General features: G+C 58.0%; 23 protein-coding genes. 13 read left to right on the top strand and 10 right to left on the bottom strand.

Going from position 1 to position 26,622, the window contains the following annotated elements; translation table 11 throughout:
* Nucleotides 1-196: 196 nt before the first annotated feature.
* Nucleotides 197-4,045: a sensor domain-containing protein gene (locus ACA063_RS25270; RefSeq protein ID WP_497663787.1), complete on the bottom strand. Its 3,849-nt coding sequence runs from the start codon at nt 4,043-4,045 to the stop codon at nt 197-199.
* Between the two features lie 285 nt (nt 4,046-4,330).
* Here ACA063_RS25270 and ettA point away from each other — a divergent pair, with 285 nt between their 5' ends.
* Both ettA and gdhA read left to right on the top strand, forming a co-directional pair.
* Nucleotides 4,331-5,995 (top strand): energy-dependent translational throttle protein EttA, encoded by a 1,665-nt coding sequence (gene ettA, locus ACA063_RS25265; RefSeq protein ID WP_162437766.1) that lies wholly within the window; start codon nt 4,331-4,333, stop codon nt 5,993-5,995.
* A gap of 372 nt (nt 5,996-6,367) precedes the next feature.
* The gene (gene gdhA / locus ACA063_RS25260) at nt 6,368-7,705 is read left to right on the top strand and encodes an NADP-specific glutamate dehydrogenase (RefSeq protein ID WP_497663786.1); all 1,338 of its coding nucleotides are present in this window, start codon (nt 6,368-6,370) and stop codon (nt 7,703-7,705) included.
* On the opposite strand, the gene ACA063_RS25255 is transcribed toward gdhA, so the two are convergent.
* From ACA063_RS25255 to ACA063_RS25240, 4 genes are all read right to left on the bottom strand, one after another.
* The gene (locus tag ACA063_RS25255) at nt 7,702-8,196 is read right to left on the bottom strand and encodes a GreA/GreB family elongation factor (protein WP_497663785.1); all 495 of its coding nucleotides are present in this window, start codon (nt 8,194-8,196) and stop codon (nt 7,702-7,704) included. The genes gdhA and ACA063_RS25255 overlap by 4 nt on opposite strands.
* A gap of 70 nt (nt 8,197-8,266) precedes the next feature.
* Nucleotides 8,267-8,623 carry a hypothetical protein gene (locus ACA063_RS25250; RefSeq protein ID WP_497663784.1) on the bottom strand — a complete coding sequence of 119 codons (357 nt, stop codon included), beginning with the start codon at nt 8,621-8,623 and terminating at the stop codon, nt 8,267-8,269.
* 192 nt (nt 8,624-8,815) lie between these two features.
* The gene (locus ACA063_RS25245; RefSeq protein ID WP_497663783.1) at nt 8,816-10,669 is read right to left on the bottom strand and encodes an Lnb N-terminal periplasmic domain-containing protein; all 1,854 of its coding nucleotides are present in this window, start codon (nt 10,667-10,669) and stop codon (nt 8,816-8,818) included.
* Nucleotides 10,670-10,774: 105 nt separating this feature from the next.
* Entirely contained in the window at nt 10,775-11,263 is a 489-nt protein-coding gene (locus tag ACA063_RS25240; protein WP_162437771.1) for a DUF3015 domain-containing protein, read from the bottom strand.
* A gap of 274 nt (nt 11,264-11,537) precedes the next feature.
* Between ACA063_RS25240 and ACA063_RS25235 the strand changes: the two genes are divergently transcribed.
* Both ACA063_RS25235 and ACA063_RS25230 read left to right on the top strand, forming a co-directional pair.
* Complete coding sequence (locus ACA063_RS25235) at nt 11,538-13,976, top strand: Lon protease family protein (RefSeq protein ID WP_497663782.1); 2,439 nt, start codon at nt 11,538-11,540, stop codon at nt 13,974-13,976.
* A 319-nt stretch (nt 13,977-14,295) separates the two neighbouring features.
* Nucleotides 14,296-14,637, top strand: a complete 342-nt coding sequence (locus tag ACA063_RS25230; protein ID WP_162437773.1) for a PA4575 family protein — start codon at nt 14,296-14,298, stop codon at nt 14,635-14,637.
* Nucleotides 14,638-14,655: 18 nt separating this feature from the next.
* Here the strand turns inward: ACA063_RS25230 and ACA063_RS25225 are convergent, their stop codons facing one another.
* Complete coding sequence (locus ACA063_RS25225) at nt 14,656-16,485, bottom strand: hypothetical protein (protein WP_497663781.1); 1,830 nt, start codon at nt 16,483-16,485, stop codon at nt 14,656-14,658.
* A gap of 160 nt (nt 16,486-16,645) precedes the next feature.
* On the opposite strand from ACA063_RS25225, the gene ACA063_RS25220 reads away from it, so the two are divergent.
* The 3 genes from ACA063_RS25220 (at nt 16,646) to bamJ (ending at nt 18,323) form a co-directional block, all read left to right on the top strand.
* Complete coding sequence (locus ACA063_RS25220; RefSeq protein WP_497663780.1) at nt 16,646-17,134, top strand: TIGR00645 family protein; 489 nt, start codon at nt 16,646-16,648, stop codon at nt 17,132-17,134.
* A gap of 138 nt (nt 17,135-17,272) precedes the next feature.
* Nucleotides 17,273-17,584, top strand: a complete 312-nt coding sequence (locus tag ACA063_RS25215; protein ID WP_497663779.1) for a DUF6482 family protein — start codon at nt 17,273-17,275, stop codon at nt 17,582-17,584.
* Between the two features lie 121 nt (nt 17,585-17,705).
* Nucleotides 17,706-18,323, top strand: coding sequence for a BamJ family beta-barrel-assembly machinery protein (bamJ, locus tag ACA063_RS25210; RefSeq protein WP_497663778.1), 618 nt, complete (start codon nt 17,706-17,708; stop codon nt 18,321-18,323).
* 114 nt (nt 18,324-18,437) lie between these two features.
* Here bamJ and ACA063_RS25205 read toward each other — a convergent pair whose 3' ends face one another.
* The 3 genes from ACA063_RS25205 to ACA063_RS25195 all read right to left on the bottom strand — a co-directional run bounded on the left by ACA063_RS25205 (nt 18,438) and on the right by ACA063_RS25195 (nt 20,366).
* On the bottom strand, nt 18,438-18,695 hold the full coding sequence (locus tag ACA063_RS25205; protein WP_497663777.1) for a PA4570 family protein: 258 nt from the start codon (nt 18,693-18,695) through the stop codon (nt 18,438-18,440).
* A 206-nt stretch (nt 18,696-18,901) separates the two neighbouring features.
* On the bottom strand, nt 18,902-19,243 hold the full coding sequence (locus ACA063_RS25200) for a zinc ribbon domain-containing protein YjdM (protein WP_497663776.1): 342 nt from the start codon (nt 19,241-19,243) through the stop codon (nt 18,902-18,904).
* Nucleotides 19,244-19,397: 154 nt separating this feature from the next.
* Nucleotides 19,398-20,366 (bottom strand): polyprenyl synthetase family protein, encoded by a 969-nt coding sequence (locus tag ACA063_RS25195; RefSeq protein WP_490147758.1) that lies wholly within the window; start codon nt 20,364-20,366, stop codon nt 19,398-19,400.
* 240 nt (nt 20,367-20,606) lie between these two features.
* On the opposite strand from ACA063_RS25195, the gene rplU reads away from it, so the two are divergent.
* The 5 genes from rplU (at nt 20,607) to ACA063_RS25170 (ending at nt 24,363) form a co-directional block, all read left to right on the top strand.
* Complete coding sequence (gene rplU / locus ACA063_RS25190) at nt 20,607-20,921, top strand: 50S ribosomal protein L21 (protein ID WP_007901869.1); 315 nt, start codon at nt 20,607-20,609, stop codon at nt 20,919-20,921.
* A 34-nt stretch (nt 20,922-20,955) separates the two neighbouring features.
* Nucleotides 20,956-21,213: a 50S ribosomal protein L27 gene (gene rpmA, locus ACA063_RS25185; protein WP_003176049.1), complete on the top strand. Its 258-nt coding sequence runs from the start codon at nt 20,956-20,958 to the stop codon at nt 21,211-21,213.
* Between the two features lie 193 nt (nt 21,214-21,406).
* Nucleotides 21,407-22,630, top strand: a complete 1,224-nt coding sequence (cgtA, locus tag ACA063_RS25180) for an Obg family GTPase CgtA (protein ID WP_162437780.1) — start codon at nt 21,407-21,409, stop codon at nt 22,628-22,630.
* 137 nt (nt 22,631-22,767) lie between these two features.
* Entirely contained in the window at nt 22,768-23,886 is a 1,119-nt protein-coding gene (proB, locus tag ACA063_RS25175; protein ID WP_162437843.1) for a glutamate 5-kinase, read from the top strand.
* Nucleotides 23,887-23,898: 12 nt separating this feature from the next.
* Nucleotides 23,899-24,363 (top strand): CreA family protein, encoded by a 465-nt coding sequence (locus ACA063_RS25170; protein WP_015096894.1) that lies wholly within the window; start codon nt 23,899-23,901, stop codon nt 24,361-24,363.
* Between the two features lie 186 nt (nt 24,364-24,549).
* Here the strand turns inward: ACA063_RS25170 and rpsT are convergent, their stop codons facing one another.
* Entirely contained in the window at nt 24,550-24,828 is a 279-nt protein-coding gene (gene rpsT, locus ACA063_RS25165; protein WP_008154937.1) for a 30S ribosomal protein S20, read from the bottom strand.
* A 252-nt stretch (nt 24,829-25,080) separates the two neighbouring features.
* On the opposite strand from rpsT, the gene murJ reads away from it, so the two are divergent.
* Nucleotides 25,081-26,619, top strand: coding sequence for a murein biosynthesis integral membrane protein MurJ (gene murJ / locus ACA063_RS25160; RefSeq protein ID WP_497663775.1), 1,539 nt, complete (start codon nt 25,081-25,083; stop codon nt 26,617-26,619).
* The last annotated feature ends 3 nt before the right edge of the window (nt 26,620-26,622 follow it).

Here is a 26,622-nt window from a genome sequence, read left to right as displayed (position 1 = left end):
TTAGATGGCATATGAAAGGACATCATGTCGCAGACAAGTGGGCTTCATGACGGGATCAGCGGTGATCGTGTTGCCTGTGGCGAGGGAGCTTGCTCCCGTTGGGCTGCGAAGCGGCCCCAGAATCCTGTGAGCGCTGCGCACTCAAACGGGACGGTGCATCGTTCCGACAAGCCCCTCGCCACAATGATTGCTCGCTTCAATCAAACACGAACAACGCATCAATGCTGAACTGTTCTTCAAAGCGTTCAGCCGGCATGGGCCGTCCGAACAGATACCCCTGAACCTCATCGCAACCATGCTCACGCAGGAAATCCAGCTGCTCCTGGGTCTCGACACCTTCAGCGATCACGGCCAGATTGAGGCTGTGCGCCATAGCGATGATTGCCCGGGCAATCTGTGCATCCTGTTCTCCGGAGGGCAAGCCATCGACGAAAGTGCGGTCGATTTTCAACACGTCGATAGGGAACTGCTTGAGGTAGTTGAGCGAGGAATAGCCGGTGCCGAAGTCATCGACCGCAATGCTCAAGCCAAGATTTTTCAGACCGTCGAGAATCTGCATCGCCTCGCTGACTTCGCGCATCAGAATACTTTCAGTCAGCTCGATCTCCAGGCACGCCGGCGACAGTCCAATGTCCTTGAGGATGTTGGCGATGCGCGTACCCAGTTGGCCATCGGAGAACTGCCGCGCCGAGATGTTGACCGACACCTTGGGCACGCGAACCTTGGCTTGATGCCAGGTCTTGAGCTGACGGCAGGCTTCGCTGATCACCCAGTCGCCCACATCAACCACCAGGCCGAGCTCTTCGAGCACCGGGATAAAATCCCCCGGCGGCACCAATCCGCGACGAGGGTGGCGCCAGCGCAGCAGCGCTTCGGCACCGGTCAGACGTTTGCCGTCGCCGCTGAATTGCGGTTGGTAATACAGCACGAATTCGTTCTGTTCGAGGGCGTGACGCAGGTCGCTTTCCAGTTCCAGGCGCTCCAGGGCGCTGGCGTTCATGTCAGCCTGATAGAACTGGAAGTTGTTCTTTCCGCGTTCCTTGGCGTGATACATCGCGGTGTCCGCGTTTTTCATCAGCTGACTGAGTTCATTCCCGTCCTGCGGGCTCAGGGCGATGCCGATACTCGCCGTGACGAAGAACTCCCGGCCTTCGAGTACGAACGGTTTCACCAGGCTGGCAAGGATCTGTTCGGCCACATGTATTGCCCGGTTCAGCGCCATTTCACGGTTGGCCCGCGGCTGCAGCAGCAGGGTGAATTCATCGCCACCCATGCGCGCCACGGTGTCGTCATCGTCGACGCAACCGAGCAGGCGCGTCGCCATTTCCTTGAGCATGCGATCGCCGGCCGCGTGGCCGAGGGAGTCGTTGATCGGCTTGAAGCGGTCCAGATCGAGAAACATCAGCACCACCCAGGATCTCTGCCGTTCGGCCGATTGCAGCGCCGTGTGCAGGCGATCCTGGAACAGCGTTCGGTTAGGCAAGTGCGTCAGGGCGTCGTAATAGGCCAGGCGGTGAATCCGCTGTTCACTGGCCTTGCGCTCGCTGATGTCGCTGAAGAAACACACGTAGCTGGCCAGATCGCCTTCGTCATCCAGCACGGCGGTAATCCCCACCCAGGCGGGGTAGTGCTCGCCGCTGCGGCGCTTGAGCCACACCTCGCCTTCCCAGGTGCTGTGCTGGTTCAGCTGTTTGAGGACGTAACGCAGATGGGCTTCCTGCTGGTCGTCGACGGTGAGCATGTTCGGCAACTGGTCGAGGACTTGCTCCACCGCGTAACCGCTGACGCGGCTGAACGCTTCGTTGGCCTGGACGATATAGCCGGCCGGATCGGTAATCAGGATCGCCGACGTCGAGTGCTCGAATACCGTCGCCGCCATGCGCAGGTCCTTCTCGGCCCGGCGCTGCTGGCTGATGTCGCGACCTACGCCGAGCACACCTTCGAAGGCGTCGTGCTCATCCCAGACCAGCACCAGGCGCAGTTCGATTGGAATCTTGCGACCGTCGGCCCGCAGACAGTCAAACAGGTACAACTGGGTCTGCACCTGGTTGCGTAACAGCGCAAGCTGCTCCGGCTTGTCCAGCGCCTTGCTGACCCGATCCATCAAGCTATAAATGCCGGTCAGTTGTTGCGGGTTGGCAATCGTCGATTGCCAGCCGTTCTGGAAAATCGAATCGACGTCGTAGCCCAGCACGGCGTGCACCGACGGGCTGACATAGTTGAGCGACAGCTTGCTGTCGGTGGAGAAGATCACGTCGCTGATGCTTTCGGCGAGCATCCGGTATCGTTGTTCGCTGTCGCGCAGGGACTCACTGGCCTCGATCTGTTCAGTGATGTCCTTGGCCACGCCGATGATACGGGTGACCTGATTGTCCTTGTCCCGCGCGAGTGCTTGCTCACGAGTCTCGAAGCACCGCCATTTGCCGTCCCGATGACGGAAACGCAGCTGGCACTGCATCAATTGACCGTAACCACCCTGGCGCTGGGTCTGTCGCGAATGGTGATAGAAGTCGGCATCTTCCGGGTGCAGCAGGATTTCCCAGAAGTACTCGCCCATCTGGTGCAGCTCGGTGCGGTTGTAGCCGAGTGTCTGGCCCAAATGGTGGTTGCTGAAAATCATCCGCTGGCTGATGACATCTTGCACATACAGGTGATCCGGCACCGTGCGCACTACGTCGGACCAGAACCCTTCACGCTCCAGCAGTGACAGCTCAATGAGCTTGCGGCTGGTGATGTCGGTAATGCTCAGGATCACCGCTTTGTAGTCGTCCTGATCCTCCGGCAAGCGCAGGACCAGCCACAGATGCTGGTCGCGACCACTGGCGTCCTGGAGTTTGATTTCCAGTTCGAGCTGCTTGTGTCGGTTCAGCACGGCGTCCAGTACCCGGTCGCCGATGGCAGTGCCGTCCAGAGGATTGCCGTCGATCAGCAGGTGCCAGGCTTGCTCGCAGGAATTGACGTTGAGCAGTTGCAGAGCGACCTGGTTGACCTCGGTGATGCGCAATTCCTGCAGCAGTTGCTGACGTTGCGATGGCGTATCCAGCCAGGTTTTGAGGTGTTCGCTGCTGTGGATCTTCGCTTTTTCGAAGACGCTGATGAGCCCTGACACATCCAGCACGCACAGTGCGACGCCGGTGCCTTCGAAAATATCCTGATAGCGTCGACGGCCCTCGTGCAACTGGCGCTGACGCCGGCGCATGTTCAGCAGAACGATGAACGGCAGCAGCGAGAAGGCCAGTCCCAGCAGGCATTTGCCGATGAAGGCCGGCAATAGATGCTCGATCACGCGTTGGCGGTCGAACAGCCCACGCAGTTGCCAGTCGCTGCTGCTCAGAGGAACGGTGAGCACGCTGTTGGTTAGATCGTCCGGCGTCAGGGTTCTGGGTTCGGCCATGGGCAAAGCATCATCACGGCTGATGATCTGATGAGTGAGGCGGTTTTCCACCAGCCATAGCGGGCGGATGCCCGCTTCGTGTTGCTTGGTCAGGGAAGAGAAGAAGGTCGGTGTGAGGCGCAGGGCCCAATAACCCCGTGTACTGCCGCTGGCCTGGTGCAGCAACAGATGCACCACCGAACCGTCCTCGGCGTCGCTGAAATAGTGGGCCTGGGCGCGACTGCGCCGGACCAGTTCGCTCAGGTAGTCGGCGTCGTCGCTGTTTTCAGCGCTGTCGCTGAGTATTTTTCCGGAGGGGCTTAGCAGTGCCAGGCTGCGGACATCGGGCAGTGACTGTTGCAACTTGCGCAACAGCGCCTGCTGTTCGTCGGCGCTTTGCGGTTGCTCGACGATCGGTAGCAGGTTGAGCGCAATCTGGGCGTTGAGTGCCATGTTCAGGCTGACTTGCGACGCCAGGTCGGCGGTGTAGTCGATCGCGTACTGACGCTGGTTTTTCTGGGTTTCGCTCAGTTGATCGAGCAGTTGCCAAAAGAGCAGGGCGAGCAACAGTAATACGAGCGTCGCCAGCGCACCTTTCAACGTGCCACGCAGGGGCGAGCCGGTCGCAAGAGACGGTGCGCTCGGGGCAGATGACGGAGGGACGTTAGGCAAACTGAAATCCTGCGGATGGGCTGGACCGGCGCGACGTGCACTATAAGCCGGACGCCCGAAGGGCGGCTAGCATGCCTTGAGTTGTGGCAAAGTGCCAGCCCTGCTCGGCTGGACTGCCTTCCGTCAATCAGGTAGCTTTGCCGGTTACGCGGGAGCGTTCCAGCTCCTAGAATCAGACTTTTTCAGCGCGCACGCATTGATACCCATCGATCGTACGACGCGCACGGTCTGGCCGGGCATCGCCTGCGCTCCAATCATTCATCTGTCACTGACCCAAGGTTCTCCATGGCTCAATACGTCTTCACCATGCATCGGCTGGGCAAAGTTGTTCCGCCGAAGCGGGAAATCCTGAAAAACATCTCACTGTCCTTCTTCCCCGGCGCCAAGATCGGCGTGCTCGGCCTCAACGGTTCGGGTAAGTCCACGCTGCTGAAAATCATGGCGGGCGTCGATACCGAGTTCGAGGGTGAAGCCCGTCCGATGCCGGACCTGAACATCGGTTACTTGCCGCAAGAGCCGATCCTGGACCCGACCAAGACCGTGCGTGAAGTGGTCGAGGAAGCGGTCAGCGTGATCAAGAACGCTCAGGCGCGCCTGGACGAGGTCTACGCGGCCTACGCTGAAGAAGATGCTGACTTCGATAAACTGGCTGCAGAACAGGCCAAGCTCGAAGCCATTCTGCAAGCCAGCGACGGTCACAACCTGGATCGTCAACTGGAAGTCGCTGCCGATGCGCTGCGTCTGCCGGCGTGGGATGCCAAGGTCGAATTCCTGTCCGGTGGTGAAAAGCGTCGTGTGGCCCTGTGCCGTCTGCTGCTGTCCGCCCCCGACATGCTGCTGCTCGACGAACCAACCAACCACCTGGACGCCGATTCCGTCGCCTGGCTGGAGCACTTCCTGCACGACTTCCCGGGCACCGTGGTTGCGATCACGCACGACCGTTACTTCCTGGACAACGTCGCCGGCTGGATTCTCGAGCTCGACCGTGGCGCCGGTATCCCGTACGAGGGCAACTATTCGGGTTGGCTCGAAGCCAAGTCCAATCGTCTGGCGGCCGAGTCCAAGCAGCAGTCGGCCCATGAAAAAGCCATGAAGGAAGAACTGGAGTGGGTGCGCAAAGGCGCCAAGGCCCGCCAGTCCAAATCCAAGGCTCGTCTGCAACGCTTCGAAGAAATGCAATCGCAGGAATTCCAGAAGCGCAGCGAAACCAACGAGATCTACATTCCGGCCGGCCCGCGCCTGGGCGACAAGGTCATCGAGTTCAAGAACGTTTCCAAGGGCTATGGCGATCGCGTACTGATCGACAACCTGTCGTTCTCCATGCCTAAAGGCGCCATCGTTGGCGTGATCGGCGGTAACGGTGCCGGTAAGTCCACGCTGTTCCGCATGCTGATGGGCAAGGAAACGCCGGACTCGGGCACCATCGAAGTCGGCGATACCGTGCAACTGGCCTGCGTCGATCAGAGCCGCGAAGACCTGGATGGCAGCAAGACAGTGTTCCAGCAAATCTCCGATGGTTCCGATCAGATCCGCATCGGCAACTACGAAATCCCGTCGCGCACCTACGTGGGTCGCTTCAACTTCAAGGGCGGCGATCAGCAGAAGTTCGTCAAGGACCTGTCCGGTGGTGAGCGCGGTCGCTTGCACCTGGCCCTGACCTTGAAAGAGGGCGGCAACGTCCTGCTGCTCGACGAACCTTCCAACGACCTCGACGTTGAAACCCTGCGTTCCCTGGAAGAAGCCTTGCTTGACTTCCCGGGCGCCGCCATTGTGATCTCTCACGATCGGTGGTTCCTTGACCGCGTCGCGACTCACATCCTGGCGTACGAAGACGACTCGCAAGCCGTGTTCTTCGAAGGCAACTACACCGAATACGAAGCCGATCGCAAAAAGCGCCTCGGCGAAGCAGCGGCCCAGCCGCATCGTGTACGGCACAAGAAACTGGCCTGATATCAGGTGGGTTGCATGAAAAAACGGAGCCTTCGGGCTCCGTTTTTTTGTCCGCGATTTGTCAGTTGCTCCGTGCCGAATTCATCGCCGGCAAGCCGGCTCCCACAGGGTTTTGTGCAGGCACTGAAGTCCGATTCACCGCCAGTCACTTGTGGGAGCTAGCCTGCTAGCGATGGCGGTGTAACTGTTGATGCACTACTTGGATTCGATCTCCCTCTTCAGGTGCAAAACAGTCTAAAAAACAGCCTTATTTATATCCTGTGCACCATTTAATTTCATAAGTGCGACATTTCGCGCTGTTCTTGTGCGCGAATCGTTTGTTAAAGTCCGGCTCAATCTCCTCCAACGACAACAAATTCGCCGAGACTTTTCATGATCGAATCCGTTGAATCCTTCCTTGCCCGCCTGAAAAAACGTGACCCTGACCAGCCTGAATTCCACCAGGCCGTCGAAGAGGTCCTGCGCAGCTTGTGGCCTTTTCTCGAAGCCAATCCGCACTACCTGAACTCAGGCATTCTGGAGCGCATCTGCGAGCCGGAGCGGGCGGTGGTGTTTCGGGTTTCCTGGGTCGACGATCACGGCAAGGTGCAGGTCAATCGCGGATTCCGCATCCAGATGAACAGCGCCATCGGCCCGTACAAGGGCGGTTTGCGTTTCCATCCTTCGGTAAACCTCGGCGTGCTGAAATTCCTCGCGTTTGAGCAGACGTTCAAAAACTCGCTGACGTCGCTACCCATGGGCGGCGGTAAAGGTGGATCGGACTTCGATCCCAAAGGCAAAAGCGACGCAGAAGTCATGCGCTTTTGCCAGGCCTTCATGAGCGAGTTGTATCGGCACATCGGTGCAGACGTTGACGTGCCCGCCGGCGACATCGGCGTGGGTGCCCGCGAAATCGGTTTCCTGTTCGGCCAGTACAAGCGCCTGAGCAACCAGTTCACCAGCGTTCTGACCGGCAAGGGCCCAAGTTATGGCGGCAGTCTGATCCGTCCCGAAGCCACGGGTTTCGGGTGCGTATACTTCGCCGAGGAAATGCTCAAGCGCACCGGCGAGAAAGTCGAAGGCAAGCGTGTGGCGATCTCGGGCTCTGGCAACGTCGCGCAATACGCAGCCCGCAAGGTCATGGACCTGGGCGGGAAGGTGATTTCGCTGTCGGATTCAGAAGGCACGCTGTACTGCGAAGCGGGTTTGACCGAAGAGCAATGGCTGGCGGTGCTGGAACTGAAAAACGTCCAGCGTGGCCGGATCAGCGAGTTGGCCGCGCGCTTTGGCCTGGAGTTCCGCGCCGGTCAGTGCCCGTGGGACCTGGCGTGCGACATCGCATTGCCTTGCGCGACGCAGAACGAACTCGACGCCGACGCCGCCCGCACGCTGTTGCGCAATGGCTGCATCTGCGTGGCCGAGGGCGCGAACATGCCGACCACCCTGGAAGCCGTGGACCTGTTCATCGAGGCGGGTATCTTGTTCGCGCCAGGCAAGGCATCGAACGCAGGAGGCGTTGCGGTGAGCGGGTTGGAGATGTCGCAAAACGCCATGCGCCTCTTGTGGACCGGCGGTGAAGTCGACAGCAAACTCCACGCGATCATGCAGTCTATCCATCACGCGTGCGTGCATTACGGCGAAGAGAACGGACGAATCAACTACGTCAAAGGCGCGAACATCGCCGGCTTCGTCAAAGTGGCTGACGCCATGCTCGCTCAAGGCGTGGTTTAAGCCGGTTCGATGCGCACGATCTCGATCATCTGATCACCGGCGGGGCGTTGCCACAGCACCTCGTCACCGAGTTGCGCCCCGAGCAACGCACGGCCCAGGGGTGATCCCCAGTTGATCAGGCCTGCCGACGCATCGGCCTGATCCTCACCCACCAGTTGCACCGTTTGTTCGGTGCTCTGTTCATCAGCGAAGGTCACACGGCTGCCGATCTGCACTTTTTGCGTCGAGTTCGCGGGCGTCACGACCTGAGCGCTGTGCAGGCGCTGGTTGAAATACCGTAGATCTCGTTCCAGGTCGGCTTGACGCTGTTTGTCCGCCTGTTCTCCTTTGGCCGATTGCTCGCTCAGTTGCTGTTGCAGCTCGGCGACTTTCGCCTGCAATTGGGTCAGCCCCGTGGGCGTCACGTAATTGGGCTGCTCGCTCACCTGCCGTTCGACCGGCTGATCAGCTTGCGCTGCGGCGTTATCTTCATTGACGAAGGCGCGACTCATGGTTTTCTCCCGTTATTGGGTTTGGGCCATGTTCGCAGGCATTTAGTTTCGGCGGATACCTGTCAGCGACTCATTGCGAGCGATAGGCGCGCGCAGCGTCCTGATCTTTTTGCTGTTGCCAGGCTTTGTCGCGGTCATCCCAATGGTGGCTGCGATAGTCATCGCGATCCTGGTTCTCAAGCATGGCCTGGCACTGGCGAAATCCATCGCTCCAGCCCTCGGCGTATTGCTTGTCCTTGAGATAGCGCGGGACGTTCTTGCGAAACTCCCCTGTGATGGCGCCACCCGCTTGTCGACCACTGCTGCAACCGTCATCGAAACCATCGGCGAATGCCGGTGGATACCCCTTGGCGATGAGATCTTCGTGGGTTGACTGGCAACCCGCACTCAACAGCAAAACCCCCAGCACAGCCATGCTACGCCACATCTCGAACTCCCGGGCCGTTTAACGGCCTATGGGAGAAGTCTAGGTGTGGATTCGTGAGCCGGATGTGAAAGAAAGATCAAAATACTGCAGCTCTGTAGGAGCAAAGCTTGCTCGCGATGGCATCGGCGCAGTCGTGCACGCACATTGAGGTGATGCGATCGCGAGCAAGCTTTGCTCCTCAGGTTGAGGGGGTCAATAGTGATACCACTTCACCTCTAGCATGACCTCAGTCTCAGGCGTCGCGACATGGCTGAACTCACGCTGTGCCGTCAGGCGCACGCCAAAGTTGCGCGACAACTCCCACTGCTGATTCAGGCTCAAGCTGCGGCGCACTTCGCCGTTGGTGAAGTAATCTCCTTTGGCTTCCAGGCTGAGGTTGCCCAGCGGGTTTTTCCACAGCACACCGGTATTGAAACCTCCGGCCGGAGAAACGAATTCGGCGAAATCATTGTTGTGTTCGACTCGAACTGTGCCGAGGGCAAAACCCAATACATCTTCACCAAGCTGCCAGGTGCCACCGCCGCCGCCGTTGACGTGGCTGACCAGTGTTTCATCGTCATGCTTGCCCGGTACACGCTCAAGGCCGCCGGTGACTTGCCATGAGAGCGGTTGCAGCAACTCGTTGCGCGGCGTCAGGGAACGGATGGTCGCCAGATCAAGCTGCTGAAACTGCCAGCGATTGCCTTCGTACTGGCGTAGTTTCATCTGCAGGATTTCGATCTGCGCGCCGAGCGGGAAGCTTTCAGCATTGTCGTTGAGGTCGTGATAGGCCATGCGCAAGCCGTACTCGGCAAACGCCTCGTCGCCCCGGGTGCCGATGCCGGCCTGCCAGGTGCGCGATTCATGACCGTCTTCTGGCAAGCCAGGGCGTGGGATATCGAGATCCGGCGCGGGGTTCTGGTTGATCGCCCGAAGCAGTTCGAAGCTGCGCTGAGCCCGCTCAGGATCGCGCTCCTGGCCGTTGGCGCGGTAGCGTTCCAAACGGTAAGAAGCGTCGATGATCAGCGCCTGACGGTCGCGTGGTTGCGCCTTGAAGGCTGGGTCCTGCAATTGTTTCTGATCGGCGCTGACCTTCAGTACCCACTGCTGCTCTTCATCGGTCAACGGCTCGGCACGGCTCAACAATTCGCGCTCGCGGGACGGACGATACTCGATGGACTCCACCAGGCCGGCTTCTTTGACGGCTTTGACGGTGTCGGTCGGAATGGCGGTGAGCGGGAACTGCTCGGTCAGGCGCAAGCTTGGACGTGCGACCTGGAGTAATTCCAGCAGGCGATAGGAGCAGTTTTCGTCGAAGAAGAAATAGTCGAACTGGATCTGTTTCAATTCCCAGACATGCTCGACCATGCGCGCGGTTTCTGCCTGTGTCAGGTTCAGCCGGTACTCCCACAGGTCGCGGTTTTCGAGGCTGCGGTACTCCGAGAGTTTTTCCTGATACGGCACCAGCGCAAACAGCCCTGGGTAGCCACCCATCAAGCCTTTCCAGGCATAGAGAATGCTGTTGTCCGAACCTTCGATGTAGGCGCCGAAGTTGATCGCGTAGCTGAGTAGCGACGTCTTGTCGCTCTGAACATCGGCCTGGTCGATACGCAGCAAGGTGTGGCCGAACATCGACGACGGACTATTGAGATAGGCCGCAGGGAAGATCATCACGGCACTGTGGGGCGAGACGTCCTTGAACCACTGCTTGAATTCAGCGCATTCAAGCGTCGGCAGATCGGTCAGGTTCAGCTGTGACTTCAGCCAGCGGGTGCGGGACGGATAAACACACTGGGCGTGTTTTTCTCCTGCACTCGGCGGCGCATACAGCGCTTGCACGGTGGCTGCGAGTTCGCGGTCCGGGTGTTCATTACCGTCAGGGGCGATAAAGAATTTCTTGTCACTGACGTAACTGCGCCAGCCACCCAGCTTGGCGGTTTCGTAGTGGCCCAGGGAAATCCAGAAAGGGTCGTTGGCCAGTTGCTGCAAACGTTGAGGGTCGATGTGTGGCGCGGCGGACAGCGGGGCGCAGACACAGAGCGCCAGCCAGGCAAGGCGTTTGAGCATAGTGGGCAACTTAGAGTTCGAGAATAAAGACCCAAAAGTGCGGGCCAAAAAGAGCCAGGTTCAAAAAATAAAACCCGCTCCTCGAAAGGAACGGGCGGGTCGAGCTTAAGCTTGAGTTGCGTACTTGGCCAGACGAGGATCGGATTTCAGGATGGCCAGGGTGTTGGTATGCACGTCTTCAGCGGTTACGTCAGCCTTGCTGAAAATTTGCTGGAAGTGCTCGTGAGTCACAGCAGCGAAGTGCGCACGGTCTTCCGGCGCGACGCCCAGTACCACGGCATAGGTAGTCAGCGCTTCGCCGTTACCTTTGGCCATGTCTTCGGACAGCTCGTTCATCATGCCATTCATGGCAAACCAGGATTTGCCGCCATAGGTCAGCGACGCGTTGGTCGAGCAACCGTTGGTGCCGGATGTCATACCAAACGTTGCGTTACCGGAAGTGCCGTTGGTGGTGGATGCCAGGAAGTGAGCCGGAGTGCCACGCTGACCTTCGAACAGCATGTTGCCCCAACCGCAATCCGGGCCGCCTGGCGCCTGAGCCATGGCGTTGATGGATACAGCGGTGAAGAGAGTACCGAGAAGAATCCGTTTCATAGCTTTGTTCTCTTTATGTGCATACCAATGGACAGGGTCTGGCCCGATCTGGCGCCAGTGGGCCGGTTATTGTTCCAGCCGCGCAGTTTGGAGTTTAGGCACGTTCCAAGGGTTCCGTGATTTTTTGCAAAATATTTGATCTAAACGCTGTTTTACGCCCGGCCCGCCTGGGGATAGCCGGTTGTCTATGCTTTGCCTGTAGGCGCGCCTTGCAAGTGGGGTATGGGCAGCGCCAGAATGCCGCTATCTGCCCCGCCTGATGTAAGGAAGCCCGATGCCTGATCCTGTTGCTGCCAGCTTGCGTCTAGCGCCTGAAGCGCTAACCCGTCCGTTTTCCGCTGAACAGTTCAGCTTCTCTACCACCAATGATCTGGAGCCCTTCCGCGGTGTGCTCGGCCAGGAACGTGCGGTCGAAGCCTTGCAGTTCGGCGTGGCCATGCCACGCCCCGGTTACAACGTTTTTGTCATGGGTGAGCCCGGCACTGGCCGGTTCTCGTTCGTCAAACGCTATCTGAAAGCCGAAGGCAAGCGCCTGCAGACCCCGGCGGACTGGGTCTACGTCAATAATTTCGACGAACCGCGCGAGCCCCGTGCGCTGGAATTGCCATCGGGTACTGCCGGTGCGTTTATCGGCGACATCAACGGTTTGATCGACAACCTGCTGGCGACATTCCCGGCAGTGTTCGAACACCCGTCCTACCAGCAAAAGAAAAGTGCCATCGATCGCGCCTTCAACCAGCGCTATGACAAGGCACTCGACATCATCGAACGTCTGGCGCTGGAGAAGGATGTCGCGCTGTACCGTGATGCCAGCAACATTGCGTTCACGCCGATGGCTGAAGGCAAGGCACTGGATGAAGCGGAATTTGCGCAACTGCCCGAGGCTGATCGTGAACGCTTCCACGACGACATCTCGGGTCTGGAAGAGCGGCTGAACGAAGAGCTCGCCAGCCTGCCGCAGTGGAAGCGCGAGTCGAGCAATCAACTGCGTCAGCTCAACGAAGAAACCATCACCCTGGCCTTGCAGCCTTTGCTGTCTCCCTTGTCGGAGAAATACGCAGAGAACGCGGCCGTGTGCGGCTATCTGCAAGCGATGCAGGTGTACTTGCTCAAGACCGTGGTCGAGCAACTGGTGGACGACAGCAAAGTCGACGCCGTGGCGCGCAAGATGCTGGAAGAGCAATACGCTCCGAGCCTGGTAGTGGGGCACTCGTCCAGTGGCGGTGCGCCGGTGGTGTTCGAGCCGCACCCGACTTACGAAAACCTGTTCGGCCGCATTGAGTACAGCACCGATCAAGGGGCGCTCTACACGACGTATCGCCAACTGCGACCGGGCGCGTTGCATCGGGCCAATGGCGGTTTCCTGATCCTTGAAGCGGAAAAGATGCTCAGCGAGCCGTTCGTGTGGGATGCGCTCAAGCGTGCCTTGCAATCGCGCAAGCTGAAGATGGAGTCGCCGCTGGGTGAGCTGGGTCGTCTGGCAACAGTGACGCTGAACCCGCAACACATTCCGTTGCAGGTCAAAGTCGTCATCATTGGCGCTCGCCAGTTGTATTACACGCTGCAGGACCTTGATCCGGACTTCCAGGAGATGTTCCGCGTTCTGGTGGATTTCGATGAAGACATCCCGATGGTCGACGAGAGCCTGGAACAGTTCGCCCAGTTGCTGAAAACCCGAACATCGGAGGAGGGCATGGCGCCGCTGACCGCTGATGCGGTGGCACGTCTGGCGACCTACAGCGCGCGACTGGCTGAGCATCAGGGGCGTCTTTCGGCGCGTATCGGCGATCTGTTCCAGTTGGTCAGCGAGGCGGATTTCATTCGTCACCTGGCGGCGGATGAAATGACTGATGCCGGACACATCGAACGTGCGCTCAAGGCCAAGGCGACCCGCACCGGGCGAGTCTCGGCGCGGATTCTCGATGACATGCTGGCCGGGATCATCCTGATCGACACGGATGGCGCGGCCGTGGGCAAATGTAACGGGCTGACCGTATTGGAAGTCGGCGACTCGGCATTCGGTGTGCCGGCGCGGATTTCCGCCACGGTGTATCCGGGTGGCAGCGGTATTGTCGACATCGAGCGCGAGGTCAACCTCGGCCAACCGATCCACTCAAAAGGCGTGATGATCCTCACGGGTTACCTGGGCAGTCGTTATGCCCAGGAATTCCCTTTGGCGATTTCCGCGAGTATCGCGCTGGAGCAATCCTACGGTTACGTGGATGGCGACAGTGCATCGCTGGGCGAGGCTTGCACACTGATTTCGGCCTTGTCGAAAACGCCGCTCAAGCAGTGTTTTGCGATCACCGGTTCGATCAACCAGTTCGGTGAAGTGCAGGCGGTGGGCGGGGTCAACGAGAAAATCGAAGGCTTCTTCCGGCTCTGTGAAGCGCGCGGCTTGACCGGTAAACAAGGCGCGATTATTCCCCAGGCGAACGTTGCGACCCTGATGCTCGACGAGAAGGTGCTGGCGGCGGTGCGTGCAGGGCAGTTCCATGTGTACGCGGTACGGCAGGCCGATGAGGCATTGAGCCTGTTGGTGGGTGAGCCGGCGGGTGCGCCCGATGAGAACGGCGAATTTCCTGAGGGCAGTGTCAACGCGCGGGTCGTGGAGCGCTTGCGCGTGATTGCGGAAATGATCAGTGAAGAGGATCTGAAGGAGATCGAGAAAGAAGCGGCGCAGGAAGCGTTGGTAGAAACCAAACCGGCCTGACACATTCGCCGAAAACTACATCGATCCATTGTGGGAGCGAGCCTGCTCGCGAAGAGGGACTTTCAGTCGGCATCAATGTCGCCTGACACGTCGTTTTCGCGAGCAGGCTCGCTCCCACATTTTTATCCATCCGGGCTTGAAAAGTGACATCACTCTGGCGTCAAAATTCACACAATGACCGCTCGGCGCCTTCTGGTCTCAGTTGGCATGCTAGCCATACTTTTCTTCTATTCTCAGCTCAAGGATATCGACAGTAATCACTGGATCGAGACAGCCTTCTCGTGGGGGCTGAATACCGGATCTACCGAGGGTCGCCGCCATGTCGCGCAACCTCTGCCTTACCCGTCAATGCCTGGGCCTTGTGACCCGGATCGAATGTGCCATCCGCCCGCTGGCGGGGGATACGGGCATGTGGACCTTGCTTTTTGCCGCTGGAATGGCCGGCGAACAACCTTCAGCCATCAAAGCCCAGGGGCCGTTTCATGGGCCTTTCGTGGCCGAATCGATCCTCGACACCATCGTTGAAAGCCTGACGCTGCATGGTTACGAATTGGCCGATGACCCGCAAATCTGGTGCCTGCACCTGCAGGCCCAACTGCGGGAAATCAATGGCGGTCGCAATCGCAATCCCGGTGGCTTCGAGTTTCGGCCTGATCATTGAATCCGATCATTGGGATCACTATTGAGCAAGGCTGGACGTATCAGCCTTGTCGAGCTTGACCTCGAAACCGTATTGCACGGTGGTGAGATCGGTTCGTTGATAGGTTTCCAGTCGGGTGGGGTGCCCGTAAAAATAGTGCACGCCTACCAATGCCGGGCCTTCCGCGCTCGCATCATGGCTGACTGAAAGAATCTCCTTCAGATAATTGCCGCTGTCGTCCCTGGCGAAAAAACGCCAGTCCTGGGCGGGATAAGTCTTGAGATCGACCACCAGCGCGTTGCCTTTGAGCTCCAGGCCTTTGGGCAGTTGATGGGACTCCAGGGTTTTCTTCTCGACAGTGGCCAGGAATAGCGGCATCGAGCCCACGACGTACGCTGGCGTCTCGGGAAACAGATTCAGGTCGTAGGTGATGGTGCCGCGCAACGGATCGACCTGGTAAGCCTCAGGTGGTAGCTCGATCGGCTCGTCGCGTTTGCCCTGACTGTCTTCGGTAAAGAAGCTGACAGGGCTGTCACCGGGATTGAAAGAGTTGCCGAGCAGTTCGTCATTAAAGCTTTTGGCATGATCGAACTCGATGCGCGCCGCGCTTGGATCTTCGACCGACTGACGGATGCTGACACTTTTCTTCAACTGGTCTTCTTCGAGCGTCGCACCCTTGAGCCAGTTCGGCGCCTGATCGTCGTAGACCACCACGGGGAGATTTAACGTCTGGATCGTTTTTTCTGTGGTGTGTGAATCGAACCGGCGGACCGGCAGGTCCAGGTCCTTGCGGGTGACCGTGGCGGCCGAGAAGTCCAGTACGTTGACTTCGAGGGTGTCGATCGGCCCGTTGAAATACACCTTGGAGTAGTGGTGGGTTTGTTTTTTTTCATAAGCGCGTTGTTCTTCATCGAGCTGCTTTTCGAACGCCTCGCTCCAGCCTTTCTGCTGTTGCATGCGTGCCAGTTGTTTTTGATAGAAAGCAATCTGCTCGGCGGTTTCGTTAATCGACCCTGAGCGCGAGAGGAATTGCCCTGTGGTGTCTTTCGCCTGAACGACCAGCGGATTGAGTGGCGTCTCGTTTACTTCGGGCGCTAATGGCGCGCTGTTGTTGAACTCGATCTCTGCGTAGTTGTTTTCAAGTTTCAGCAGCGTGACGCTGAGGTTGTCATTGGTGCGGGTCTGGCCGACGTCTTTTTTCGTCAGGTCAAAGCTGTACAGCCGGCGTGGCGCAATCACTTCAACTTTGCCTTGCAGGCTCACCGGTTGCGGCTGATTTTTGTTTTCGACGTCGAGGCCATCGATGAAGGGATAGGTCACCGTCAGATCATCGGGATTGGTCAGGTTGGAGCTTGAGGGGCTCAACTGGATGCCGGGGTCGGTTTCCGACCACTCTGGCTGGAATGGGATCACGCGCTTATTGCTCAGGGTTACCGATTGCCATTCCAGGCCGTGAGGGAAGAGAAACGCGTCGGGGATATTGAAACTGAACGGGAACACCGGCTGCAGATCAGTCAGGTAGTCGGAGCTGGAGTCCTTGTGCAGCACAAACAGGCCGGAGATGTAGGTGTCGACCAGCGCCTGAGGGGTGGGGTAGTGCTTGAGCACGGCCAGCGCATCGTCGGTGTATCCGGTTTCCACAGGTTTGCTGTCAAGCTTGAGTTGCGCCCGTTCGAGCAACAGCAGGGAGCCGCCGAGTTCGGCCACGGCGCCCTTGAGCTTCGGATCCTGGATGGCGTCCAGTGATTTTTCGAATTGCGCAGTCTTTTCGTCGAGGCTGATCTCACGCTTCTCATCGCTGGGCGAGCAACCGCTCATCAGCAGGGCGAGGCAAATTCCCGCACTCGTTAAAGATAATCGCACATCCATTTTCCAGTCTTCCTGTCCGTTGCAGCTGTGCTGTCAATAGTTTGGACACTAGCAGAAAAACCTTGTGACAAACGCGCAGGTTGCGGATTCCGGACGGTTTCTGGGTGTAACAGGCGGCTGTTATACTCGCGGCCATTTCCAGCCCCTTGTGTGAGATTCAATGGAACGCTTTATCGAAAATGCAATGTATGCCTCCCGCTGGTTGCTGGCGCCGATCTACTTCGGCCTGTCCCTCGGGCTGCTGGCGCTGGCGCTGAAATTCTTTCAGGAAGTGTTTCACGTCATCCCCAACGTGTTCTCGATGGTCGAGTCGGAACTGATTCTGGTGCTGTTGTCACTGATTGACATGGCGTTGGTGGGTGGCTTGCTGGTGATGGTGATGATTTCCGGTTACGAGAACTTCGTTTCTCAACTGGATATCGATGAAAACAAGGAAAAGCTCAACTGGCTGGGTACCATGGATTCTTCATCCTTGAAGATGAAAGTGGCAGCTTCCATTGTGGCGATTTCTTCCATTCACCTCCTGCGGGTTTTTATGGACGCCCAAAACCTCGACCCAGAGCATTTGAAGTGGTACGTGATCATTCACATGACCTTCGTCATTTCGGCGTTTGCCATGGGTTATCTGGATAAGCTGACCAAGCACTGATCCCATCCCAGTGGGAGTAAGCTTTGCTCCCATTGGCAGGTGCGAAACAGACAAGCGGTGTGGTTTATGGCTTGTGCTTTGATGCGGCGAGGCCTATGCCTGTAAGGGTCCTGGTTCGCCACTGTCTGAGGTGCGTTCATGAACCTGCAAGAGCTGAATGCCTTTGCCATCGCCGGTAAGGTCGATGAGCTGAACCTGATATCGCTGGAAGGCGGTATTTATCTGTTGGAGGCGCGCATGCACGGTGCCGCCTACCCCTTGAGCAATGCCAACGGCGGCATGTTCCACTTGCGCTCTGTGGAACACGCGCGTGAAGTGTTGCACGCTTTTCCAGCCTTGCCCTTCAACCTTGTGCACACCTCGGTGCATGACGAGATGTGCGGGTTGGGTGCCAGTGCCGAAGAAAGCCTGAAGGTGCCGATCGCCTTTCGTTCTGCATGGCACAACTGACGCCTCTCATCAACGCAATAGCATCTGTGCTAGTCTGCTGGCCCTTTTGGTTCCGGGCGCTCCGGGATGCGCTGTGCAAGCACGGCATGTTCCTGGGCCGTCCGCACAGCGGAGCAGTGTCATGTCCGAAGTAAATCTGTCCACCGACGAAACTCGCGTCAGCTACGGTATCGGCCGCCAGTTGGGCGACCAACTGCGCGACAACCCGCCACCGGGCGTTAGCCTGGACGCGATCCTGGCGGGTCTGACCGACGCCTTCGCCGGCAAGGAAAGCCGCGTAGGTCAGGAAGAGATGTCCGCGAGCTTCAAAGTGATTCGTGAAGTCATGCAAGCCGAAGCAGCAGCAAAAGCTGAAGCAGCGGCGGGTGAAGGCCTGGCATTCCTGGCTGATAACGCCAAGCGTGACGGCATCACCACCCTCGCTTCCGGCCTGCAATTCGAAGTGTTGACCCAAGGTGAAGGCGCCAAGCCGACCCGTGAAGATCAAGTACGTACTCACTACCACGGCACCCTGATCGACGGCACTGTGTTCGACAGCTCCTACGAGCGCGGCCAGCCTGCAGAGTTCCCGGTAGGTGGCGTGATCCCAGGCTGGACCGAAGCACTGCAACTGATGAATGCCGGTAGCAAATGGCGTCTGTACGTGCCGAGCGAGCTGGCTTACGGCGCTCAAGGCGTTGGCAGCATTCCGCCGCACAGCGTACTGGTGTTCGACGTCGAGCTGCTCGACGTTCTGTAACGCCTGGCCCGTGTGGGAGCCAGCCTGCTGGCGATGCGGTCAACCGGATTTTTCTCTAAAACCGGGTTGTTGCCATCGCCAGCAGGCTGGCTCCCACCGTTTTCATGGTGTTTCTCATAGTTCGAGCTTGTGATGCAGTTCATTCGTCGGGCGCAATGCCCGGGCGTAGCAGAACAGAAACAGGTTACGCACCAGCTCCTTGAGCACCATCGGCTCGCTGGAACTCAAGCCGTTGACGTCCAGGTCTCCCTGATCCTGCAGCTCGTTCAAGGCTTCCTCTTCAAGTACGGCACACACTTCCCCGGTCTCCCGATGCAGGATCCTCAAGTAAGGGTGTGGACGGTCCAGCCAGGCATCGATCAAATAAGTCATGGTTCTCATCTCCATTGATTGGATTTCAATGAGAATAATTCTTATTCATCAAATAGCAAGGACCTATTGGTGGTTTGCTTTTTTTTCCGGGTACAGATTGCGTAAGGTCAAACCGACTGGCGTTTTGCTATTGCAAGGAATGAGGCGCAAGGGCGGGGAGGGCGAAGCACCATCCCACGCAGGGCGCAGGATGGCATGCAGCGTGTTCAGACTTTTCTGACGAACTCGGATTTGAGCTTCATCGGGCCAATGCCATCGATTTTGCAGTCGATGTCATGGTCGCCATCACACAGGCGGATGTTTTTCACCTTGGTGCCTACCTTGACCACCAGCGATGTGCCCTTGACCTTGAGGTCCTTGATGACAGTGATGGTGTCACCGTCTTGCAGGACATTGCCGACTGAATCTTTTTTCACGGTGTCATCGGACGCAACCTCAGCTTCGCCACTGGCGGACCATTCATGGGCGCACTCAGGGCAGATCAGCTGCTGGCCGTCTTCATAGGTGTATTCGGAATTGCATTTCGGGCAGGGTGGCAACGTGCTCACTAAAGCTCCTTGAGTTCAGGACCGCTAAAAGTCGCACATTATATAGGGTTTTAGCCGGGGAGGGCGCGGATGGCAAAAGATCGCAGCTTCCGACGGCTCTCACAGGTGAACACAAAACCCTGTAGGAGCTGCCGGAGGCTGCGATCTTTTGATCTTAGTGCGTGCGGGCTACCGCAAACTCACTCAACTCGACCAGTGCATCGCGGTATTCGCTGGCGGGCAGCGCGTCGAGGCATTTGATCGCGCGGGCCACGTATTCACGCGCCAGCTGTGCGGTGTACTCAAGCGAGCCTGAGGCTTCCACAGCTTCACGGATACTTTCCAGGTCTTCGATGCCGCCTTTCTGAATCGCCTTGCGCACCAGTGCAGCCTGTTCCGGCGTCCCTTCGCGCATGGTGTAGATCAGCGGCAGGGTCGGCTTGCCTTCGGCCAGATCGTCACCGACGTTCTTACCCAGCGTTTCTGCGTCGCCCTTGTAGTCGAGGAGGTCGTCAACCAGCTGGAAAGCAACCCCGAGATGGTCGCCAAAGGTGCGCAACGCCTCGCTCTGTTCCGGCGTCGCACCGGCAAGGGCCGCGGCACTGTGGGTCGACGCTTCGAAGAGCATGGCGGTCTTGCCGCGGATGACTTCCATGTAGGTTTCTTCGGTGGTGCTCGCGTCACGCACCTTCGACAGCTGCAGCACTTCGCCTTCGGCGATGATGCGGGTCGCTTGCGAAAGGATCTTCATCACCGGCATGGAGCCCAGTTCGACCATCATTTCAAAGGAGCGCGAATACAGGAAGTCGCCGACCAGCACGCTCGGGGCGTTACCCCACATGGCGTTGGCGGTCGAGCGGCCACGGCGCATGCCGGACATGTCGACGACGTCGTCATGCAGCAGGGTGGCGGTGTGCAGAAATTCGATGGTCGCGGCCAGCAGGCGCATGTCATCGCCTTCACGGCCCAGCGCCTTGCCACAGAGCAACACTAATAAAGGACGCAGGCGTTTACCGCCAGCCGAGGTGATGTAATCGCCGATTTTCGAAACCAGCGGCACTCGGGAAGTCAGCTGCTTCTTGATGATGCCGTCGACGGCGCTAAAATCGTCCGCCACCGCGCGGTAGAAAGCTTGGGGTTGCATCAGCGACAGTTGCTCCAGAAGGGTTGCGCGGCATGCTAGGACCCACGTCGGCGGGTGTCAAGGCGCGATGGATGGCCCCTTGCATCGCTCAAGCAGCTTGCGTACAATCGCGCACCCTGAACTTCCTGGGCAGCACCTGCCTTACGCAATTGCAATCGGGCCTTCCAGCCCAATGCAGCCATGCCAGCCAATACCTCTTCTTATAAAGAGCTGGGTGAGCAGGATTATCGGAGAAATACCATGTCTTATGCAGTAATCGTTACTGGTGGCAAGCAGTACAAAGTTGCTCCAGGTGAATACCTGAAGATCGAAAAACTGGAAATCGCTACCGGCGAATCCGTTACTTTTGATCGCGTTCTGTTGGTTGCCAATGGCGACGACGTGAATATCGGCGCTCCAGTTGTTCCTGGCGCTACCGTTGTGGCTGAAGTGATCTCCCAAGGTCGTCACGATAAAGTCCGCATCATCAAGTTCCGTCGTCGTAAGCACCACATGAAGCGTATGGGCCACCGCCAGTGGTACACCGAGATCAAAATCACCGGTATTCAGGCTTAATTTCAGCCTAATTCCTCACTAGGAGAATTGACTCATGGCACACAAAAAAGCTGGTGGTAGTACCCGTAACGGTCGCGACTCAGAAGCCAAGCGCCTTGGCGTTAAGATGTATGGCGGCCAGAAAATCATTCCGGGCAACATCATCGTGCGTCAGCGCGGCACCCAATTCCACGCCGGTTACGGTGTTGGCATGGGTAAGGATCACACCCTCTTCGCGAAAATCGAAGGCGTGATCAAGTTCGAAGTAAAGGGCGCGTTCAACCGCCGTTACGTGAGCGTTGTCGCCGCTTAATTGCGCGATCGCTGGAAAAGCCCTGTCTCGCGACGGGGCTTTTTCGTTTGTGGGGTGAGTCTCTTGCAAAGCTGTTTGTAATGGGCTCCAGCGCTGGATTTGCGGTCGTTGATTGAGGTCGCTGCGCTCATTTTTGCAAGAGTCTTATGTCTAGATTTTCTCGGCTCGTCCGTATGACGAGAGGCGTTTTGTTATGAAGTTTGTTGATGAAGTATCGATTCGAGTAAAAGCTGGTGACGGCGGCAACGGTTGCATGAGCTTCCGTCGCGAAAAATTCATTGAAAACGGCGGCCCTAACGGCGGTGATGGTGGTGATGGCGGCTCGGTCTACATGCTCGCCGACGAAAACCTCAACACCCTGGTGGACTACCGTTACACCCGGCACTTTGATGCCGAGCGCGGTTCCAACGGCGGCAGCACCGACTGCACCGGTAAGAAGGGTGAAGAGCTGGTACTGCGGGTTCCTGTCGGTACTACCGTCATCGACTCGGCCACTCAGGAAGTGATCGGTGACCTGACCAAGGCAGGTCAGAAACTGCTGGTGGCTCATGGCGGCTGGCACGGTCTGGGCAACACCCGATTCAAATCCAGTACCAACCGTGCTCCGCGTCAAACCACTCCGGGTAAGCCGGGTGAGGCGCGTGACCTGAAGCTGGAAATGAAGGTCTTGGCCGACGTTGGTTTGCTGGGCTTGCCGAACGCTGGCAAAAGTACCTTTATTCGTTCGGTCTCGGCCGCCAAGCCGAAGGTCGCTGACTACCCGTTCACCACGTTGGTGCCGAACCTGGGTGTGGTCAGCGTCGATCGCTGGAAAAGCTTCGTGGTCGCGGATATTCCGGGGTTGATCGAAGGCGCTTCCGATGGTGCAGGCCTGGGGATTCGCTTCCTCAAGCACTTGTCGCGTACCCGTCTGCTGCTGCACCTCGTAGACATGGCGCCGCTGGACGATGCAAGCGCGCCGGATGCTGCTGAAGTGATCGTCAGCGAACTGACCAAATTCAGCCCGTCCCTGGCTGAGCGTGATCGTTGGTTAGTGCTGAACAAGTGCGACCAGATCCTTGAAGAAGAGCACGACGCTCGCGTCAAGGAGATCGTTGATCGTCTGGAGTGGACCGGTCCTGTTTATGTGATCTCGGCCATCTCCAAGCTCGGTACCGAGCGTCTGTGCCACGACATCATGCGTTACATGGAAGACCGTGCCGATCGCCTGGCGAACGACCCGGCTTACAAGGAAGAATTGGCCGAACTCGATCAGCGTATCGAAGACGAAGCCCGTGCTCAGCTGCAAGCCCTGGATGACCAGCGTGCTCTGCGTCGCAGCGGCGTGAAGTCGGTCCATGACATCGGCGACGATGACTGGGATGAAGAAGATGTGGATGACGAAGACGGTCCGGAAATCATTTACGTGCGTGACTGATTCGTTGCGATAAACTTAAGCGCCGCTCACCAGAGCGGCGTTTTAGTATCTGGAAATCGATCGTTGGTCACGAATAACCACGATTAACGTCACGGGCAGTGCCAGGTCGCGCTGTCCTCAAGCTAAGGTTGAAGATGATGCGGAGCAAGGTGACAGGTGCGCAGCGTTGGGTCGTGAAGATCGGCAGCGCTTTGCTGACGGCGGACGGCAAGGGCCTGGATCGCGCGGCAATGAGTGTCTGGGTTGAGCAGATGGTGGCCTTGCATGAGGCGGGTGTCGAGCTGGTGCTGGTGTCCTCTGGGGCGGTGGCTGCCGGCATGAGCCGTCTGGGCTGGAGCGTGCGACCCAGTGCGATGCACGAGCTTCAGGCCGCTGCCGCAATCGGCCAGATGGGCCTGGTGCAGGCGTGGGAGTCGAGCTTTGCCGAGCATGGCCGGCACACTGCGCAGATCCTCCTGACGCACGATGACTTGTCCGATCGCAAGCGCTATCTCAATGCCCGCAGTACCTTGCGCGCGCTCGTTGAGTTGAAAGTGATTCCGGTCATCAACGAGAACGACACCGTCGTCACCGATGAAATCCGCTTTGGCGACAATGACACGCTTGCGGCGCTGGTGGCCAACCTGGTTGAAGCTGATCTGCTGGTGATCCTCACCGATCGCGACGGCATGTTTGACGCCGATCCGCGCAACAATCCCGATGCCAACCTGATTTACGAGGCGCGCGCCGATGATCCGGCGCTGGATGCGGTGGCGGGTGGTACAGGCGGTGCGTTGGGTCGTGGCGGTATGCAGACCAAATTGCGTGCCGCGCGTCTGGCGGCTCGTTCGGGTGCTCACACCATCATTGTGGGTGGGCGCCTGGAGCGCGTGCTGGATCGCCTGAAAGCGGGCGAGCGCATCGGCACCTTGCTGTCGCCTGAGCGCGGCATGCTGGCAGCGCGCAAGCAGTGGCTGGCAGGGCATCTGCAAACCCGCGGCACGCTGGTGCTGGATGCGGGTGCGGTAACGGCGCTGTCAAAGGGCAACAAGAGTTTGCTGCCGGTGGGCGTCAAGCTGGTTCAAGGCAGCTTCCGTCGTGGCGAGATGGTGGTGTGCGTGGCTCCGGATGGTCGTGAAATCGCCCGAGGCCTGGCGAACTACAGCGCGCTCGAAGCACAAAAAATCATTGGTCAGTCGTCTGAGGCGATTGTCGGTCTATTGGGTTATATGGCGGAGCCTGAGCTGGTTCACCGCGATAACCTGATTCTGGTTTGAAGGAATACCTGAATGCGCGTGGCAAAAGGATTGTTGGGTCTGCTGTTGGCGATGCCGTTGCTGGCTTCAGCCGAAGAGATTGGTCAGGTATCGACAGTGTTCAAGTTTGTCGGGCCGAATGATCGTATCGTTGTCGAAGCGTTTGATGATCCGAAGGTTGAGGGCGTGACCTGTTACCTGTCGCGTGCCAAGACCGGAGGAGTGAAGGGTGGTTTGGGGTTAGCGGAAGATCGCGCTGAGGCGTCCATTGCCTGTCGTCAGGTCGGCCCTATCAGCTTCAAGGGTGAGCTGAAGGACGGGGACGAGGTGTTCAAGGAGCGCACGTCGCTAGTGTTCAAGACCATGCAGGTGGTGCGTTTCCTCGATAAGAAGCGCAATACACTGGTGTACCTGGTCTACAGCGATCGCTTGATTGAGGGCAGTCCACAGAATGCGGTAACGGCGATTCCGATCCTGCCGTGGGCGCACGCCCAATAGCCTGACGCAGATCCAACTGTAGGAGTGAGCCTGCTCGCGATAGCGGTATAACAGTCGACATCAGTGTTGAATGTTATACCGCTATCGCGAGCAGGCTCACTCCTGCATTTTTTTTTGCAGCGCGTTCACTAAATCGCAGGCAATAAAAAACCGACCCTGAGGTCGGTTTTTTAACAAGCTTATCGCTTATGCGGCTACAGCAAGGTTCAGAGCCTTGACGTGACCGTTCAGGCGGCTCTTATGGCGAGCAGCCTTGTTCTTGTGGATGATGCCTTTATCGGCCATACGGTCGATAACTGGCACGGCCAGAACGTAAGCAGCTTGAGCTTTTTCAGCGTCTTTTGCGTCAATGGCTTTAACTACATTCTTGATGTAGGTACGAACCATGGAACGCAGGCTGGCGTTGTGGCTGCGACGCTTCTCAGCCTGTTTTGCACGTTTTTTGGCGGAAGGTGTGTTGGCCACCGTCGAGCTCCTCGAAAGACTTTTTAGGAAATAGCAAACAAAATAGGCCGCGAATCATGCCGATGAGTTGTTGTCTTGTCAAGGGCGGTTGAAACGTTCCGCTAAGTGGTAGGTATAAAGAGGCGGGATATTTATTTCCGGCGCTTGACCTGTAAACTCGCGAGCTTTGGCTCTGTGCTGCTGCGGCGCGGAGTATCGCATAAGTAGGCGCTTTGTTCGCCTGCTGTTTATCGACAGGCACAAACTCTTTCAATGAATCTGCTCAAATCGTTGGCCGCCGTCAGCTCTATCACGATGCTTTCCCGGATTCTGGGGTTCGTTCGTGACACGCTCATCGCACGTACTTTTGGCGCAGGGATGGCGACAGACGCCTTCTTTATTGCCTTCAAATTGCCTAATCTGTTGCGGCGTATCTTCGCCGAGGGCGCATTTTCCCAGGCATTTGTGCCGATTCTCGCGGAGTACAAAAGCCAGCAGGGTGAAGAAGCGACGCGAACATTTATTGCTTACGTCTCGGGCCTGCTGACGCTGGTGCTCGCACTGGTCACCGCGTTGGGCATGATCGCCGCACCGTGGGTTATCTGGGCGACAGCGCCTGGTTTCACCGACACGCCGGAGAAATTCGAGCTCACGTCCAGCCTTTTGCGAGTGACCTTTCCTTACATATTGCTCATCTCTCTGTCATCCCTGGCCGGGGCGATCCTCAATACCTACAACCGCTTCTCGGTGCCGGCCTTCGTGCCGACACTGCTCAACGTCAGCATGATTATATTTGCGGTGTTCCTGACGCCGTACTTCGATCCACCGGTCATGGCGCTCGGCTGGGCGGTTCTGGTGGGTGGTCTGGCGCAGCTGCTATATCAGCTGCCGCATCTGAAAAAGATCGGCATGCTCGTGCTGCCGCGCCTGAATCTGCGTGACACCGGTGTGTGGCGGGTGATGAAACAGATGCTGCCGGCCATTCTCGGTGTGTCCGTGAGCCAGATTTCATTGATCATCAACACGATCTTCGCCTCTTTCCTGGTGGCAGGCTCCGTATCCTGGATGTATTACGCCGACCGTTTGATGGAGTTGCCATCCGGCGTGTTGGGCGTGGCGTTAGGTACGATTCTGTTGCCAACCCTGGCCAAGACTTATGCCAGCAAGGATCGTCACGAGTACTCGCGGATTCTCGATTGGGGCCTGCGGCTGTGTTTCGTGCTGGTGCTGCCATGCTCGCTGGCGCTGGGTATTCTCGCCGAACCGCTGACGGTCTCGTTGTTCCAGTACGGCCAGTTCAGCGCTTTTGATGCGTCCATGACTCAGCGGGCCTTGATTGCCTATTCCGTCGGTTTGCTCGGAATTATCGTGATTAAAGTGCTGGCTCCAGGCTTTTACGCGCAACAAAACATCCGAACGCCGGTAAAAATCGCGATTTTCACCCTCGTCGTGACGCAGTTGTTCAACCTGGTGCTGATCGGGCCGCTCGCACATGCCGGTCTGGCGTTAGCGATCAGTGCCGGTGCCTGTATCAATGCCGGGCTGCTTTTTTATCAGCTGCGTAAGCAACAGATGTATCAACCTCAGCCCGGCTGGGGGAAGTTCGGTCTCAAGCTGGTGATTGCCGTGCTGGTGATGTCCGGTGTTTTACTGGCAGGCATGCATTTCATGCCGGCCTGGGCCGAGGGCCACATGCTGGAAAGGTTCCTGCGTCTGGGGGCTTTGGTCGCTGCTGGCGTGATCGCCTATTTCGGTATGCTGTTTTTGATGGGCTTTCGTTTACGCGACTTCAATCGCAAGGCGTTGAGTTGAACG

It is taken from the genome of Pseudomonas sp. LBUM1643, assembly GCF_059716215.1.
Note: the sequence above shows the minus strand (reverse complement) of the source record. Positions and strands in the feature narration are given on the sequence as shown.